This window comes from Citrobacter portucalensis (genome assembly GCF_002042885.1).
GTDB classification, from domain to species: Bacteria; Pseudomonadota; Gammaproteobacteria; order Enterobacterales; family Enterobacteriaceae; genus Citrobacter; species Citrobacter portucalensis.
The window spans coordinates 19,396-34,048 of sequence record NZ_MVFY01000012.1 but is presented as its reverse complement, the minus strand read 5'-3'; the positions used below and the strand labels follow the sequence as shown (position 1 = coordinate 34,048).

Annotated in this window: 15 protein-coding genes; 12 read left to right on the top strand and 3 right to left on the bottom strand. The window is 50.3% G+C overall.

Annotation, left to right across the window (positions count from 1 at the left end; all coding sequences use genetic code 11):
- Positions 1-61 precede the first annotated feature (61 nt).
- Positions 62-304, bottom strand: a complete 243-nt coding sequence (gene yjbE, locus BZK40_RS17490) for an exopolysaccharide production protein YjbE (RefSeq protein WP_003826562.1) — start codon at positions 302-304, stop codon at positions 62-64.
- Between the two features lie 391 nt (positions 305-695).
- Positions 696-2,345, bottom strand: a complete 1,650-nt coding sequence (pgi, locus tag BZK40_RS17485) for a glucose-6-phosphate isomerase (RefSeq protein WP_003826559.1) — start codon at positions 2,343-2,345, stop codon at positions 696-698.
- A gap of 314 nt (positions 2,346-2,659) precedes the next feature.
- Here pgi and lysC point away from each other — a divergent pair, with 314 nt between their 5' ends.
- The 7 genes from lysC to BZK40_RS17445 all read left to right on the top strand — a co-directional run bounded on the left by lysC (position 2,660) and on the right by BZK40_RS17445 (position 9,705).
- Entirely contained in the window at positions 2,660-4,009 is a 1,350-nt protein-coding gene (gene lysC, locus BZK40_RS17475) for a lysine-sensitive aspartokinase 3 (protein WP_079935020.1), read from the top strand.
- Between the two features lie 87 nt (positions 4,010-4,096).
- Entirely contained in the window at positions 4,097-5,035 is a 939-nt protein-coding gene (panS, locus tag BZK40_RS17470; RefSeq protein WP_032942083.1) for a ketopantoate/pantoate/pantothenate transporter PanS, read from the top strand.
- A 243-nt stretch (positions 5,036-5,278) separates the two neighbouring features.
- Positions 5,279-6,865 (top strand): PTS sugar transporter, encoded by a 1,587-nt coding sequence (locus BZK40_RS17465; RefSeq protein WP_079935019.1) that lies wholly within the window; start codon positions 5,279-5,281, stop codon positions 6,863-6,865.
- A gap of 27 nt (positions 6,866-6,892) precedes the next feature.
- Complete coding sequence (locus BZK40_RS17460; protein WP_032942081.1) at positions 6,893-7,732, top strand: beta/alpha barrel domain-containing protein; 840 nt, start codon at positions 6,893-6,895, stop codon at positions 7,730-7,732.
- A gap of 18 nt (positions 7,733-7,750) precedes the next feature.
- Positions 7,751-8,614 (top strand): Cof-type HAD-IIB family hydrolase, encoded by an 864-nt coding sequence (locus BZK40_RS17455; protein ID WP_079935018.1) that lies wholly within the window; start codon positions 7,751-7,753, stop codon positions 8,612-8,614.
- Entirely contained in the window at positions 8,601-9,359 is a 759-nt protein-coding gene (locus BZK40_RS17450) for a DeoR/GlpR family DNA-binding transcription regulator (RefSeq protein WP_032942078.1), read from the top strand. Before BZK40_RS17455 ends, BZK40_RS17450 begins: the two co-directional genes overlap by 14 nt.
- Positions 9,360-9,432: 73 nt before the next feature.
- Positions 9,433-9,705, top strand: coding sequence for a YjbD family protein (locus BZK40_RS17445; RefSeq protein ID WP_003826541.1), 273 nt, complete (start codon positions 9,433-9,435; stop codon positions 9,703-9,705).
- Here BZK40_RS17445 and rluF read toward each other — a convergent pair.
- Positions 9,702-10,577, bottom strand: coding sequence for a 23S rRNA pseudouridine(2604) synthase RluF (rluF, locus tag BZK40_RS17440; protein WP_008786901.1), 876 nt, complete (start codon positions 10,575-10,577; stop codon positions 9,702-9,704). The genes BZK40_RS17445 and rluF overlap by 4 nt on opposite strands.
- Before the next feature lie 469 nt (positions 10,578-11,046).
- On the opposite strand from rluF, the gene BZK40_RS17435 reads away from it, so the two are divergent.
- The 5 genes from BZK40_RS17435 to BZK40_RS17415 all read left to right on the top strand — a co-directional run bounded on the left by BZK40_RS17435 (position 11,047) and on the right by BZK40_RS17415 (position 14,650).
- Positions 11,047-12,000 (top strand): sugar-binding transcriptional regulator, encoded by a 954-nt coding sequence (locus BZK40_RS17435; RefSeq protein ID WP_079935017.1) that lies wholly within the window; start codon positions 11,047-11,049, stop codon positions 11,998-12,000.
- Positions 12,001-12,069: 69 nt separating this feature from the next.
- Positions 12,070-12,876: an SDR family oxidoreductase gene (locus tag BZK40_RS17430; RefSeq protein ID WP_079935016.1), complete on the top strand. Its 807-nt coding sequence runs from the start codon at positions 12,070-12,072 to the stop codon at positions 12,874-12,876.
- Positions 12,877-12,885: 9 nt separating this feature from the next.
- Positions 12,886-13,293 carry a mannose/fructose/sorbose PTS transporter subunit IIA gene (locus BZK40_RS17425; protein WP_003031647.1) on the top strand — a complete coding sequence of 136 codons (408 nt, stop codon included), beginning with the start codon at positions 12,886-12,888 and terminating at the stop codon, positions 13,291-13,293.
- Positions 13,293-13,787 carry a PTS sugar transporter subunit IIB gene (locus tag BZK40_RS17420; protein ID WP_048236368.1) on the top strand — a complete coding sequence of 165 codons (495 nt, stop codon included), beginning with the start codon at positions 13,293-13,295 and terminating at the stop codon, positions 13,785-13,787. The genes BZK40_RS17425 and BZK40_RS17420 overlap by 1 nt, the downstream gene beginning before the upstream one ends.
- Before the next feature lie 65 nt (positions 13,788-13,852).
- Positions 13,853-14,650 (top strand): PTS mannose/fructose/sorbose transporter subunit IIC, encoded by a 798-nt coding sequence (locus tag BZK40_RS17415; protein ID WP_079935015.1) that lies wholly within the window; start codon positions 13,853-13,855, stop codon positions 14,648-14,650.
- Positions 14,651-14,653 lie beyond the last annotated feature (3 nt).

The window sequence follows — 14,653 nt, the reverse complement described above, 5'->3', positions numbered from 1 at the left end:
CATACTTTTGGCAATTCAAAATAACCACACCGAAGTGTGGTTAGAATTAAACGTACCTTTGTTACTGGGTACTGGTGGTTGTGGTGGTTGTAGTTCCGGTATTAGAACCATCGCCGCCACCGGTCGCCGCCAGGGCGACCCCCACTGCAGAACTTACGGTGCTCACGCTGGTTGCGGAGGAACTTCCTGCCGAAACCGACGCGGCAGCCGACCCTGCCGCCTCACCCACCTGAACGGGGGCGGCATAGACAGAAGTCGCCGCAAGCGCAGATATAGCCCACAGGCCATACAGAACTTTTTTCATCACAAATTCCCTTCATTGTATGAATGGAGATTTACCCAAAAGAATTTCGGGCGAGATCGAGTATACACAAGCCAAAGTGTGCAAATTACGCCACGCGGGAATTTAGGATAATTAGATAACGAAATGTAAAATGATTGAAAAATATAACAAAGGCAAATAAATCAATAAATTAAAATATAAAAATTAAAATGCAATATCCGGTAAATCCGAAAACATCAGAAATTGAATAACATTAATAAAATTATTTTAGGATTAAGCTCAATTAAGGTATGAAGTTAGAACGTAGATATCCTGGAGCATTCTTATAAAAAAGCCGATATTAATATCGGCTTTTTATTTCATTAATGCCGGATGCGGCTAAACGCCTTATCCGGCCTACAAGTGTGTGCTATCAGGCACGCCAGGACTTATAACGGTTAATCAAACCGTTGGTAGAACTGTCGTGGCTGCTCACTTCGGAACCATCTTTCAGCTCTGGCAGAATGCGGTTCGCCAGCTGTTTGCCCAGCTCAACGCCCCACTGGTCAAAGGTGAAGATGTTCAGGATAGCGCCCTGAGTGAAGATTTTGTGTTCGTACAGTGCAATCAGCGCACCCAGGCTGAACGGCGTGATTTCGCGCAGCAGGATAGAGTTCGTTGGGCGGTTACCTTCGAACACTTTGAACGGCACAACGTGGTCTAGCGTTGCCGGATCTTTACCCTGGTCGCGGTATTCCTGCTCAACCACTTCACGAGATTTACCGAATGCCAGCGCTTCGGTTTGCGCGAAGAAGTTAGACAGCAGTTTCGGATGGTGATCCGACAGCGGGTTGTGGGTGATGGCCGGCGCGATGAAATCGCATGGAACCATTTTGGTGCCCTGGTGGATCAGCTGGTAGAACGCATGCTGGCCGTTAGTACCCGGCTCACCCCAGATGATTGGGCCAGTCTGGTAATCCACCGCATTGCCGTTACGGTCAACGTATTTACCGTTGGATTCCATGTTGCCCTGCTGGAAGTAAGCCGCGAAACGGTGCATATACTGGTCATACGGCAGAATCGCTTCGGTTTCGGCACCGAAGAAGTTGTTGTACCAGATACCGATCAGCGCCAGCAGCACCGGCAGGTTTTTCTCAGCCGGAGTGGTGGAGAAGTGTTTGTCCATCGCATGCGCGCCGGAGAGCAGCTCAACAAAGTTGTCGAAGCCTACGGACAGGATGATGGACAGACCGATTGCAGACCACAGGGAGTAACGACCGCCAACCCAGTCCCAGAACTCGAACATATTGGCAGTATCAATACCGAACTCGCCAACCGCTTTACCGTTAGTGGAGAGCGCAGCGAAGTGTTTGGCAACGTGCTTGTTGTCGCCTGCAGTCGCCAGGAACCAATCACGCGCGCTGTGGGCGTTGGTCATGGTTTCCTGGGTGGTGAAGGTTTTGGAAGCGACCAGGAACAGCGTGGTTTCCGGGTTCACTTTCTTCAGCACTTCGGCAATGTGCGTACCATCGACGTTAGACACAAAGTGCATGTTCAGGTGATTTTTGTACGGACGCAGCGCTTCGGTCACCATGAACGGGCCGAGATCAGAACCGCCGATACCGATGTTTACTACATCAGTGATGGCTTTACCGGTATAGCCTTTCCAGCTTCCGGAGATGATCGCTTCAGAGAAGGATTTCATCTTCTCCAGCACAGCATTCACTTCCGGCATGACATCTTTGCCGTCAACGATGATAGGCGTATTGCTACGGTTGCGTAGCGCCACGTGCAGCACGGCACGGTCTTCAGTGCGGTTGATTTTCTCACCGGAGAACATGGACTTGATGGCACCCGCCAAATCGGTTTCTTTCGCCAGATCCTGCAGTTTAGCCAGCGTCTCTTCAGTGATGCGGTTTTTGGAGAAATCCACCAGCATCAAATCGTCAAACGTCGCGGAAAACTTAGTGAAACGATCGCTATCTTTCGCGAAAAGATCCGCGATAGTAACGTCTTTCATTTCTTCAAAGTGTTTTTGTAGTGCCTGCCAGGCTGAGGTCTGCGTTGGATTGATGTTTTTCATTAGCAATACTCTTCTGATTTTGAGAATTGTGACTGAGATCGATTGTAACGCCAGTCACAGAAAAGTGTGATTGTTTTAATGCCATTGCCAGGGCATCCGCCAAACGTGGCTAAAAAGTATAGCGGTTATCAGCGTTGTTATTAGTACCGTTACTCAACGCAGTTGCAGCATGAAAAATCCGCATAATCCCAGCGTTGACAGTGCAAGCTACACATTTTATTTATAAATACGGTATTTGCATTTGCGCCTGCACCGGTTTCTGTTCTGCCTTATGTGCCATGGTCGCTCTATTCATTCCCTGACACGAGGTAGTTATGACTGATGTAGTTGTCTCCAAATTTGGCGGTACCAGCGTGGCGGATTTTGATGCCATGAATCGCAGCGCTGATGTAGTACTTTCTGATGCTAACGTCCGTGTAGTGGTACTTTCCGCTTCTGCGGGAATCACCAACCTGCTGGTCGCACTGGCTGAAGGGCTGGAGCCAACCGCGCGCTTCGAAAAACTCGATGCCATTCGTCAAATTCAGTTCAATATTCTGGAACGCCTGCGTTATCCAAACGTGATCCGTGAAGAGATCGACCGTCTGCTGGAAAACATCACCACGCTGGCTGAAGCGGCGTCACTGGCGACCTCAACTGCGCTGACCGACGAACTGGTCAGCCACGGTGAACTGATGTCTACCCTGCTGTTCGTCGAGATCCTGCGTGAACGCAACGTGCAGGCGCAGTGGTTTGACGTACGTAAAGTGATGCGCACCAACGATCGTTTTGGCCGCGCAGAACCTGACGTCGCGGCGCTGGCCGAACTGGCAACGCTCCAGTTGGCCCCGCGTCTGAGCGAAGGTCTGGTGATTACTCAGGGCTTTATCGGCAGTGAAGGTAAAGGCCGCACCACCACGTTGGGGCGCGGCGGGAGCGATTATACGGCTGCCCTGCTAGCCGAAGCGCTGCACGCCACGCGCGTCGATATCTGGACCGATGTTCCTGGCATTTACACGACCGATCCCCGCGTTGTTCCGGCGGCGCAGCGTATTGATGAAATCGCCTTTGAAGAGGCAGCAGAAATGGCGACCTTTGGCGCGAAAGTGCTGCACCCGGCAACGTTGTTACCTGCCGTACGTAGCGATATCCCGGTGTTTGTTGGCTCCAGTAAGGATCCAAAAGCAGGCGGTACGCTGGTATGCAATAAAACCGCGAATCCACCACTGTTCCGGGCGCTGGCACTGCGTCGTAAGCAAACGCTGCTGACGCTGCATAGCCTGAATATGCTGCACTCTCGCGGCTTTTTGGCGGAAGTGTTCGGCATCCTCGCACGCCATAACATTTCGGTCGATTTAATTACCACATCCGAAGTCAGCGTGGCGCTGACGCTGGATACCACCGGTTCGACCTCCACCGGCGATACACTGTTAACACAGTCTCTGCTGATGGAACTGTCTGCCCTGTGTCGGGTTGAAGTGGAAGAAGGCCTGGCGCTGGTGGCACTGATTGGCAACGACCTGTCCAAAGCCTGTGGAGTGGGTAAAGAGGTGTTCGGCGTACTGGAGCCATTCAACATCCGCATGATTTGCTACGGCGCGTCCAGCCATAACCTGTGCTTCCTGGTGCCCGGTACTGAAGCCGAAGAGGTGGTACAGAAGCTGCACCATAATTTGTTTGAATAAAATTTCATCACGCAATAAACAATAACGATAGCCGGGCTCGAACCCGGCTTTTTTATAACAACACATTTCAATCGCAAGGAATATAACATGCTCGCTACTCTCACGCGGCTGTTCCCGTTATGGGCACTGCTGCTCTCTGTTGTTGCGTATTACACGCCCACCACCTTTACGCCTGTCGGGCCATTCGTGCCGTCGTTACTGATGCTGATCATGTTCGGTATGGGCGTTCACCTGAAGGTAGACGACTTTAAACGCGTACTCTCACGTCCTGCACCAGTCGCGGCGGGTATTTTCCTGCACTATCTGGTAATGCCGCTCGCCGCATGGATTTTAGCGCTGGCATTTAATATGCCGCCGGAATTGTCCGCAGGGATGGTGCTGGTCGGTAGCGTCGCCAGCGGAACAGCATCAAACGTAATGATCTATCTGGCAAAAGGCGATGTGGCGCTCTCTGTGACTATTTCATCGGTTTCAACGTTGGTCGGCGTTGTCGCCACACCGCTGCTGACACGGCTGTATGTCGACGCGCATATCCAGGTGGATGTGATGGGTATGCTGCTGAGTATCCTGCAGATCGTGGTCATTCCAATTGCGTTGGGGTTGGTCATTCACCACCTGTTCCCACGCGTCGTAAAAGTCGTGGAACCGTATCTGCCCGCATTTTCAATGGTGTGCATTCTGGCAATCATCAGCGCCGTCGTGGCGGGTTCTGCCTCGCACATTGCATCCGTCGGCTTTGTGGTGATTATCGCCGTAATCCTACATAACACCATTGGCCTGCTCAGCGGCTACTGGGGCGGAAAATTGTTTGGTTTCGACGAGTCAACCTGCCGTACGTTGGCAATTGAAGTGGGCATGCAGAATTCAGGACTTGCCGCTGCGCTGGGCAAGATCTACTTTGGCCCGCTTGCCGCCCTGCCTGGCGCGTTATTCTCCGTCTGGCACAACCTTTCCGGTTCGCTGTTGGCAGGCTACTGGTCCGGTAAGTCGATTGAAGAGAAACCACACTCAGTAAAACAACACTAATCTTCATAAATGGAGGAGGCATCCTCCATTTCTCCCTACCCGCATTTGAACCCCATCACAAAACAACAAACATCAACATAAAACAAAATAATTATTTAATTGTTATTTTTCAATAAAATATACAAACAAACCTGTTTTTAATTCAAATTTAATCATTTTTCTAATGTTGATTTAGTTTGTTTTAATTGGGAATATGATTTCACTACAACACAGATAAACCCTTACCCTATCTTCGAGGCCGCTATGAAAAAAATTGCGATTATTGGAAGCAGTGGAGGCAACCTCTACAACCTGGGTGGTGCTGAACCAGAAAAGCTACTCCAGGAAATTTACCAGCAGTGCGAAGCCGCAGGAGTGGAAATTGCCGCTGTGCAGTTCATTGCGGCAGAAGCCTCAATGGACGTTGCCAAAGCTCACACGCCAGCGTCGGTATTTGCACTAACCACAGAAAACCAACAAAAACCACAAAGGATATTTCAGGGCAAACTTTCAGATGTGAACGACTCGGTAGTTGAGAGCGATTGCAGGATTGCTGAAATGATCCGTAACGGTGAGATCGACGGGATCATCGTGATGAGCGCCGATCCGGTGAAGGCCAACCAGGCGGTCTTTGCCGCAGCTGTTGAAATGAAAACACCGATTGTTGGCACCGGCGGAACCTCAATGGCGCTAGTGGCGGCAAAAGGGGCAAATGTCGTCGCAACCTCGGGCACGACGGGTACCACCAGCCGAACCCGCGCAGTCTCCTTCATCGCATCACTGTGTAAGCACTGGGGCGTTAAATACAAACCACAGTTGGGCAGTGCCTCTCCTTCACAGGGCGGTTCTGGAAAAAGTCTGCTTAAGCGCTTCAATATTCGCAGCATAATGATCCCTGCGCTGCCGGGCTTTATTGCCATGGCAATCGTGCTCGCACTCAGTCACATTCCGGGCCTGGAAAAACTCAACGATATCTTTGAAATTCTACTGAAGGGCCTACCGGTTTTAGTTGCGGTTCTCGCAGCAAAACAGATTTCGGAACTGGATGAAGTCTCAATTGTTGCCGGGGTGGTCGCCGGAGTACTTTCCGTCGAAGGCGGTCTGATTGGAGGGATCATCGGTGGTTTGATGGCCGGGATTTTCGTTCGTTGGCTGTTCGAATTATGCCTGAATTGGCGCTTTCCGATGACCACCGTCAACATTGTAGCGGGTGGGATCTCAGGCCTGGCCGCTGGGTTAATCATGCACTATCTGCTGAGTCCGCTGGCGCTGTCAGCAGGTAATTACATCAAACTGGCTATCGAAAGCACGCTGGCCTTCAGCCCTATTCTTGCTGGCCTGCTGGCTGGGTTGGTTATCTGGCCAGCTATTCTGGGGGGAGTCTATCACGCAGTCATTCTGCCGCTGGTGCTCCTGGAAATGGAAAAATCCGGAGTCAGCTTCCTCGGCGCTGTCGATATGGTAGGCCTGGTGATGGTTGCAGCAGGAATCAACCTGGCTAACGTCATCGCACCACGAGAAAAAAGCGAAGCAGCCGTCGCGACGCCCGGCCTGCTTATCAACCTCGGCTTTGGGACCTTCGTTGAATCGGCCTATCCGTTCATGTTTGCCAACAAAATTGTCTTTGGTTCAGCGATCGTTTGGGCCGGTCTGGGCGGCATGATGCTGGGTTTATTTAACGTCAAAGGCGTGGCTTATGTCCCCGCATTTGCCTCTCCGTTCTTATCCAGCAATGCGCTGCAAATGGCGATTGTGATGGTTACCGTCATGGGCCTGACCTGTATTTCCACCATTATTGCCAACCGTTTTAAGGCTGTCGCACAGAAAGAATCTACCGCGTCAGCCCATTAATTAATACACCAACACCAGAGGTACACCATGTTTAAAGGCGATATGAATAAAAAACGCGCTAAAGCGTTACAGAAAGTGAAAGATGCCATCACGCTGCACGGCGGGCAGACCATCCTCAGCACAGGGATAACCGGCGACGATGCGCGTCTGGCAAAAGCAGTATGTGAGGCGGGCGTTAAGCTGCTCGAACCGAACCATCCCGCACTGGCGCTGGCGCGTGGGCATAAGGGGGTAAGCAACATGCACGCGGCAGAACAAATCCGCCACGAAATCACCAACAGCCAGATGGCCGAAGCAGTACATGGCGTACGTAATGTGGTTCCTGACGATATCTTCATTACCGTCGGTATCGCAGGTGGCTTTACCGAAACGTTACCGGTCCCGCTCACGGAAACAGAGATACTGGAGATTGCTCGTGCTGGTGCCGATGGCTTACACACTCATAAATCCGACTGGGACGATCTACAGGACATCGTTAATCTCGCCCATCAGTATGGCCTGACCGTTGATGCTTATATTGGTCACCCGGATGACCTGCATACCTTCGGTATTCCTGCGCGCACTCCAGAAGAGGTCGCCAGCGTAGCAAAACGGATGCAGGAGATTGGCGTCGACATGATTGGTTTAATGACCGGTATGAGCTACGAAGGCGTAGCCGCAGGTGATATTCCGCAAGCCATTAAAGATCGCCTGTGGGCGCTGGTCGGCGCGGTAAGCGTGCCGACGCTGGCGGAAGGCGGAATTAACCTCGCCAATGCCAAAGCGTTTAAGGATACCGGGGTCAATATTCTGGTCGTCGGTACGGCAATCGACAATATGGTCTGCAACGCCGCCAAAGAGGCTGTCACACCGTTTATTGCGCATTGATATTAAGGGAAAAGAAGCATGTTACTGGTCACCGATCTGGATGGAACACTACTGACTTCGCAAAAGACAATCAGTCCACGCACGCGTCAGGCACTCGTAGAATTCCACCAGCGCGGTGGCCTGTTGGCCGCCTGTTCCGCCAGACCGGTCTCCTCTATGATGCGCCTGCTACAGCAGCAGCAGGTTAATGCGCTGTTTGGCTGGTGCGCAGGCTTTAACGGAGGTCAGATCCTCGAGATGGCGCAGCAGCGCAATATTCATACTGCAGCGCTCTCTTGTATGAATCTTCGGGATATTGACCGACATATTGCACTTTCCCTCTGCCCTCATCACTTTTTTAGCGCCGATGCTATTTATCATCGTTGCGACCTACAGGTAGCGCCATGGACAACTTATGAAGCCCGTTTATTTGAATTACCACTTATTCCTGCAGCACTCGGTAATATTTTAAACCGACAAGATATTTATAAAATCACACTCGTTACTGAGCAGTTAAAAATAAATGCGTTGTGTGCAGACGTGAATAATAAATTGCCTTATGGTTATACAGCGACTATCACTGGGGAGAATTACATTGATATCCAACGTAGCGAAATAAATAAAGGTTATGCTATTAGCATGTTAATGCACCAGCTAAATATAACAGCCGATAAAGTTGCGGCGATTGGCGACCAGCAAAACGATATCAGTATGTTTTCCGCCGCCGGCATTGGTATTGCAATGGGGAATGCGCCTGAGGTAGTAAAACGACAAGCCAGCTATGTGACGGCCTCTAATGATGATGAGGGTATTGTCTGTGCGCTGGAGTGGTTGCGTTGCTCTGCACATCCAGTTACCATGCGCCAAAGCACGACGTTGGCGGAAAATAATGAACCCGATTAAAAGAAGAAAACATATCCTCGATGAATTAAATAAATTCGGTGAAGTGACGGTTATCAAATTATCGGAAACGCTAAAAGTCACATCAGAGACCATTCGCCGCGATCTCTCCATCCTGGAGTCTGAAGGGCAAATTACCAAGATTCACGGCGGAGCCGTCAAAAAGCAGGTTGTTCAGGAAGATGAATTTGGCGCGCGGATTGATATACACCGCGAAGAAAAAATGGCAATTGGTAAACTTGCCGCCGGGATGGTCAGCGAGCACGACACTCTATTCATTGACTCCTGTACAACAAATCTTATTCTGGCCGAACAATTACCTCCTCTGGCCTACTCCGTTATTACTAACTCAGCCTTAATTGCCGATAAAATAAAAGAACATAATCTTAAAGCGCGCGTTTATGTATTAGGTGGTGAATATGACTACCATTTCCGTGCCAATCTCGGCGTCTCCGTTTGTCAGCAAATAAACACTATTCACGCAGATATCTGCTTCATCGGCGCGGGTGGTATTTCACCTCAACATGGTGTGCTGGTGAAAAGCTTCGATGAAGCCTATGTTGCCAAATCAATGATTGCTATGAGTAAAAAGTCGGTAATTCTTGCCGACCATACAAAATTTGGCCAGGACGGAGTGATGTGTATCGCCACATTAAAAGAGATCGATAACATCATCACAGACAAACGATTCAGAACAACGGGCTATACACAGCAGGACTTCGCCGGAAAATTACGTATTGCTGAATAATACAATACATGACGCTATCAGCAGGTTCTGGATTACCGTACACTGAGGATATCGGCTAACAGAGGGCACCCTTATGGCACTCCCCCGCATTACCCAAAAAGAGATGACCGAGCGCGAACAGCGTGAACTGAAAACGCTGCTCGACCGCGCGCGCATTGCGCATGGTCGCCTGCTGACCAACGCAGAGACCAACAGCATCAAGAAAGAGTACATCGATAAACTGATGGCCTTGCGCGAAGCAGAAGCTAAAAAAGCCCGCCAGTTGAAGAAAAAGCAGGCCTATAAACCGGATGCGGAAGCATCGTTTTCCTGGTCAGCAAATACGCCGACGCGCGGCAGACGTTAACGTCCCTTCTTCTTACGTCCCGGCGAAGTAAAACGCTTACCGTTTGCCGCCGGGCGCGATTTCTCTTTCTCCGCTGATTTTTCGATTTTCACCACCGGACGCTTAATGCCTGCGGTTTTTGGCTTCGCTTTCGCCTTCGGTTTGGCTTCTGAGGACGAGTTCTCAATCAGCTTGAACAGATCGATCAGTTCGTCATCTGTCAGGTCGCGCCATTCACCAAGCGGCAGACCAGACAAACCAACGTTCATGATACGCGTACGCTCAAGCTTGGTAACTTCATAGCCAAAGTGTTCGCACATACGACGGATCTGACGGTTAAGCCCCTGAATCAGCGTAATGCGAAACACAAACGGCGCTTCTTTCTTCACCTTACATTTTTTGGTGACGGTGCCGAGGATTGGCACACCGGCCCCCATACCACGGATAAAGTCATCAGTGACCGGCTTATCGACCGTCACCAGATATTCTTTTTCGTGATCGTTACCGGCACGCAGGATTTTATTCACCAGGTCGCCGTGGTTGGTCAGAAAGATAAGTCCCTGAGAATCTTTGTCCAGACGACCAATTGGAAACACGCGCTTGCTGTGATTCACGAAATCAACAATGTTGTCGCGTTCGCTGTCTTCGGTGGTGCTGACAATCCCTACCGGCTTATTCAGCGCGATAAAAACCAGATCTTCCGCTTCACGCGGCTCAATCAACCGACCATTTACTTTTACGACGTCGCCAGGCATCACCTGATCGCCGATGGTGGCGCGTTTACCATTCAGGAAGACATTCCCTTGTTCGATAAAGCGATCCGCCTCGCGACGCGAGCAGATTCCGCTTTCACTGATGTATTTATTTAATCGGATAGATGAGTCGGGCAGCATAGTTTCTCCTGTATACACTTCATCCTTCAAGCTGTCTCTGCGTTGGCTGCCCTCACTCACCCAGGTCACATAGCAATCTATGCTCCCGGGGATTCGCTCCCTTGCCGCCTTGATACAACTTGAATGACTTTGTGTATTAAAAGCGAAATATACCCTACCTTGCGGACGATAAAAAATAATCGTGTTCGACTGTCCACGCGCTATTTGTGATCCGTCACACCTTTTGACACAAAAGTGTCAGCGATCCATCCCTGCAATTTTGTTGAGTGAAAACAAGCAGAATCAATACATTAGAGAGGCATGCACATCTGTGCCGACAACGCGCCATCACCACATCAAATGTGCAACACAATCGGTCATTTCAGGGCGCTGAAATAAGTGAAAATAGCTTTGAGATGGAGAACAGATGGGGTTATATCAGATCAAGAAGGCAATTTCGTGATTTGCACAAATGTGCAGGAGTCCAAAAATGGCGACGGAAAACAGCGATGATATCCGCCTGATCGTAAAAATAGCGCAGCTGTATTACGAACAGGATATGACACAAGCGCAAATCGCCCGCGAGCTGGGTATTTATCGCACCACGATCAGCCGGTTACTAAAACGTGGACGCGAGCAGGGTATCGTCACCATCGCCATTAATTACGACTACAACGAAAATCTGTGGCTGGAACAGCAGCTAAAACAGAAATTTGGCCTGAAAGAGGCGGTCGTAGTCTCCTGCGATAGCGAGCAGGAAGATGAACAACTTAATATGATGGGCGTACATGGCGCACAGTTGCTGGAACGCTTACTGGAACCTGGGGACATTATCGGGTTCTCATGGGGCCGCGCGGTACGGGGACTGGTGGAAGGATTATCTCCTGCCAGCCAGTCGCGCCAGCTGATCTGCGTACCGATTATCGGCGGACCATCCGGCAAACTTGAAAGCCGCTACCATGTCAATACGCTGACCTACGGCGCTGCGGCAAAGCTCAAAGGGGAATCACACCTGGCAGATTTCCCGGCACTGCTGGAAAACCCGCTGATCCGTAACGGGATCATGCAGTCACGACATTTTAAATCGATTTCTGCGTACTGGGATAATCTGGACATCGCGCTGGTCGGGATTGGATCTCCGGCGATACGTGATGGCGCCAACTGGCACGCTTTTTACGGCAGTGAAGAGAGTGATGACCTGCATGCCCGCCAGGTTGCCGGAGACATTTGCTCGCGCTTTTACGATATCAACGGTGTAACCGTAGAGACCAATATGAATGAAAAGACGCTCTCCATCGAAACCAATAAATTAAAACAGGCGCGTTACTCCATTGGCATTGCAATGGGTGAAGAAAAATACAGTGGGATATTAGGCGCATTACGTGGGAATTATATTAACTGTTTAGTTACCAACAGCCATACCGCTGAATTATTGTTGAAGTAAATAAATTCTAATTGGTCCTGCCATAATTAATTTTATGTGGGATCCCCTTATCTGAATCGGGAGTTTATTATGCAAACGTGGTTAAACTTGCAGGGCAAAGTCATTATTGTTACCGGTGGTGCATCCGGAATTGGTCTGGCGATTGTCGAGGAGTTATTAGCGCAAGGCGCTAATGTACAAATGGCAGATATTCATGGCGGAGAAGGTAAATACGATAGCCATGACGGGTATCATTTCTGGCCAACGGATATTTCCAGTGCCAAAGAGGTTAATCATACTGTCGCTGAAATTATCCAACGCTACGGACGTATTGATGGGCTGGTAAATAATGCTGGCGTTAATTTTCCGCGTCTGCTGGTCGATGAAAAAGCACCCGCCGGGCAATACGAACTCAACGAAGCTGCTTTCGAAAAAATGTTTAATATCAACCAGAAAGGTGTGTTCTTAATGTCGCAGGCAGCGGCACGCCAAATGATAAAACAGCGTAACGGCGTGATTGTGAATGTCTCTTCCGAAAGCGGACTGGAAGGTTCTGAAGGTCAAAGCTGTTACGCCGCGACCAAAGCCGCATTGAATAGTTTTACCCGTTCCTGGTCGAAAGAGTTGGGCAAACACGGCATCCGCGTGGTTGGTATTGCACCTGGCATTCTGGAAAAAACCGGACTGCGGACCCCCGAGTATGAAGAAGCGCTGGCCTGGACCCGCAACATCACCGTCGAACAACTGCGCGAGGGCTACACCAAGAACGCGATCCCGATTGGTCGATCAGGGCGCTTAAGCGAAGTCGCTGATTTTGTTTGTTATCTTTTATCTGAGCGCGCCAGTTACATCACCGGAGTAACCACTAACATTGCGGGCGGAAAAACGCGCGGCTAAGGAGGTTTTATGGTCAATGCAATCTTCTGTGCTCACGGCAAACTGGCCTGCGCCATGCTGGAATCGGTACAGATGGTCTACGGTGATGCCAACGTTGAAGCCGTGGCATTTGTTCCCGGAGAGAACGCCAGCGACATTGTGGAAAAGCTAAAAAAGTTAGTAAGCATTCACACTGGCGATGAATGGCTGATTGCCGTCGATTTACAGTGTGGCAGTCCCTGGAATGCTGCCGCGACGCTGGCGATGCACAATCCGGCGATACGGGTCATTAGCGGGTTATCACTGCCGTTGGCGCTGGAGCTGGTAGACAACCAAAGCAGTATGAATGTAGATGAACTGTGCGAACACCTGACGACCATTGCTCAACAAACCTGTGTCGTCTGGAAGCATCTGGAAACGGCCGAAGAGGATTTCTGATGAACATTACCCTTGCTCGTATTGATGACCGCCTGATCCACGGTCAGGTCACCACCGTCTGGTCGAAGGTGGCGAATGCCCAACGGATTATTATCTGTAATGACGACGTTTATAACGATGAAGTACGTCGCACATTATTACGTCAGGCTGCCCCACCGGGAATGAAAGTGAACGTCGTTAATATCGAAAAGGCGGTCGCGGTTTACCATAATCCGCAATACCAGAACGAAACCGTTTTTTATCTATTTACCCGCCCACAGGATGCCTTAGCAATGGTCAAGCAAGGCGTGAAAATCGCCACGTTAAATATTGGTGGCATGGCCTGGCGGCCTGGTAAAAAACAATTAACCAAAGCCGTTTCTTTAGATAACGACGATATTCATGCGTTTCGTGAGTTAGATAAACTGGGTGTTACGTTGGATTTACGCGTTGTCGCATCCGATCCATCTATTAATATTCTCGAAAAAATAGAAGAACAATCGTTCGCTGAATAAATAAAAATGCCTGTGTACTTATGCTTTAACAGGCAGGGATGATCACATTCACAAGGTGACATATTATGGAAATAAGTACCCTACAAATTATCGCCATATTCCTATTTTCCTGTATTGCCGGAATGGGCAGCGTGCTGGATGAGTTCCAGACCCATCGTCCGCTAATTGCTTGTACCGTTATCGGCCTAATCCTTGGTGATTTAAAAACCGGGATTATGCTCGGCGGCACGCTGGAGTTAATCGCTCTTGGCTGGATGAACGTCGGCGCAGCGCAGTCTCCCGATGCGGCGCTCGCCAGTATTATCTCCGCCATTCTGGTTATCGTCGGTCAGCAAAGCATTGCTACCGGTATCGCCATCGCCCTGCCGGTGGCGGCGGCAGGTCAGGTGCTGACGGTATTCGCCCGTACCATCACCGTGGTGTTCCAGCACGCGGCGGATAAAGCAGCCGAAGACGCCCGCTTTCGCACCATCGACATGCTGCACGTTTCCGCTCTCGGCGTACAGGCGCTGCGCGTTGCCATCCCTGCATTAATCGTCTCGCTGTTTGTCAGCGCCGATATGGTCAGCAATATGCTCAACGCCATTCCGGAATTCGTCACCCGCGGATTGCAGATTGCCGGTGGCTTTATCGTGGTGGTCGGCTACGCCATGGTGCTGCGCATGATGGGCGTGAAGTACCTGATGCCCTTCTTCTTCCTCGGGTTTATCGCTGGGGGTTATCTCGATTTGAGCCTGCTGGCTTTCGGTGGGGTTGGTGTGATTATCGCGCTGGTCTACATCCAGTTGAACCCACAGTGGCGTAAAGCCGAACCGCAGGTGCAACCCGCCTCTTCTCAAGCTCTCGATCAGCTTGATGACTAATGG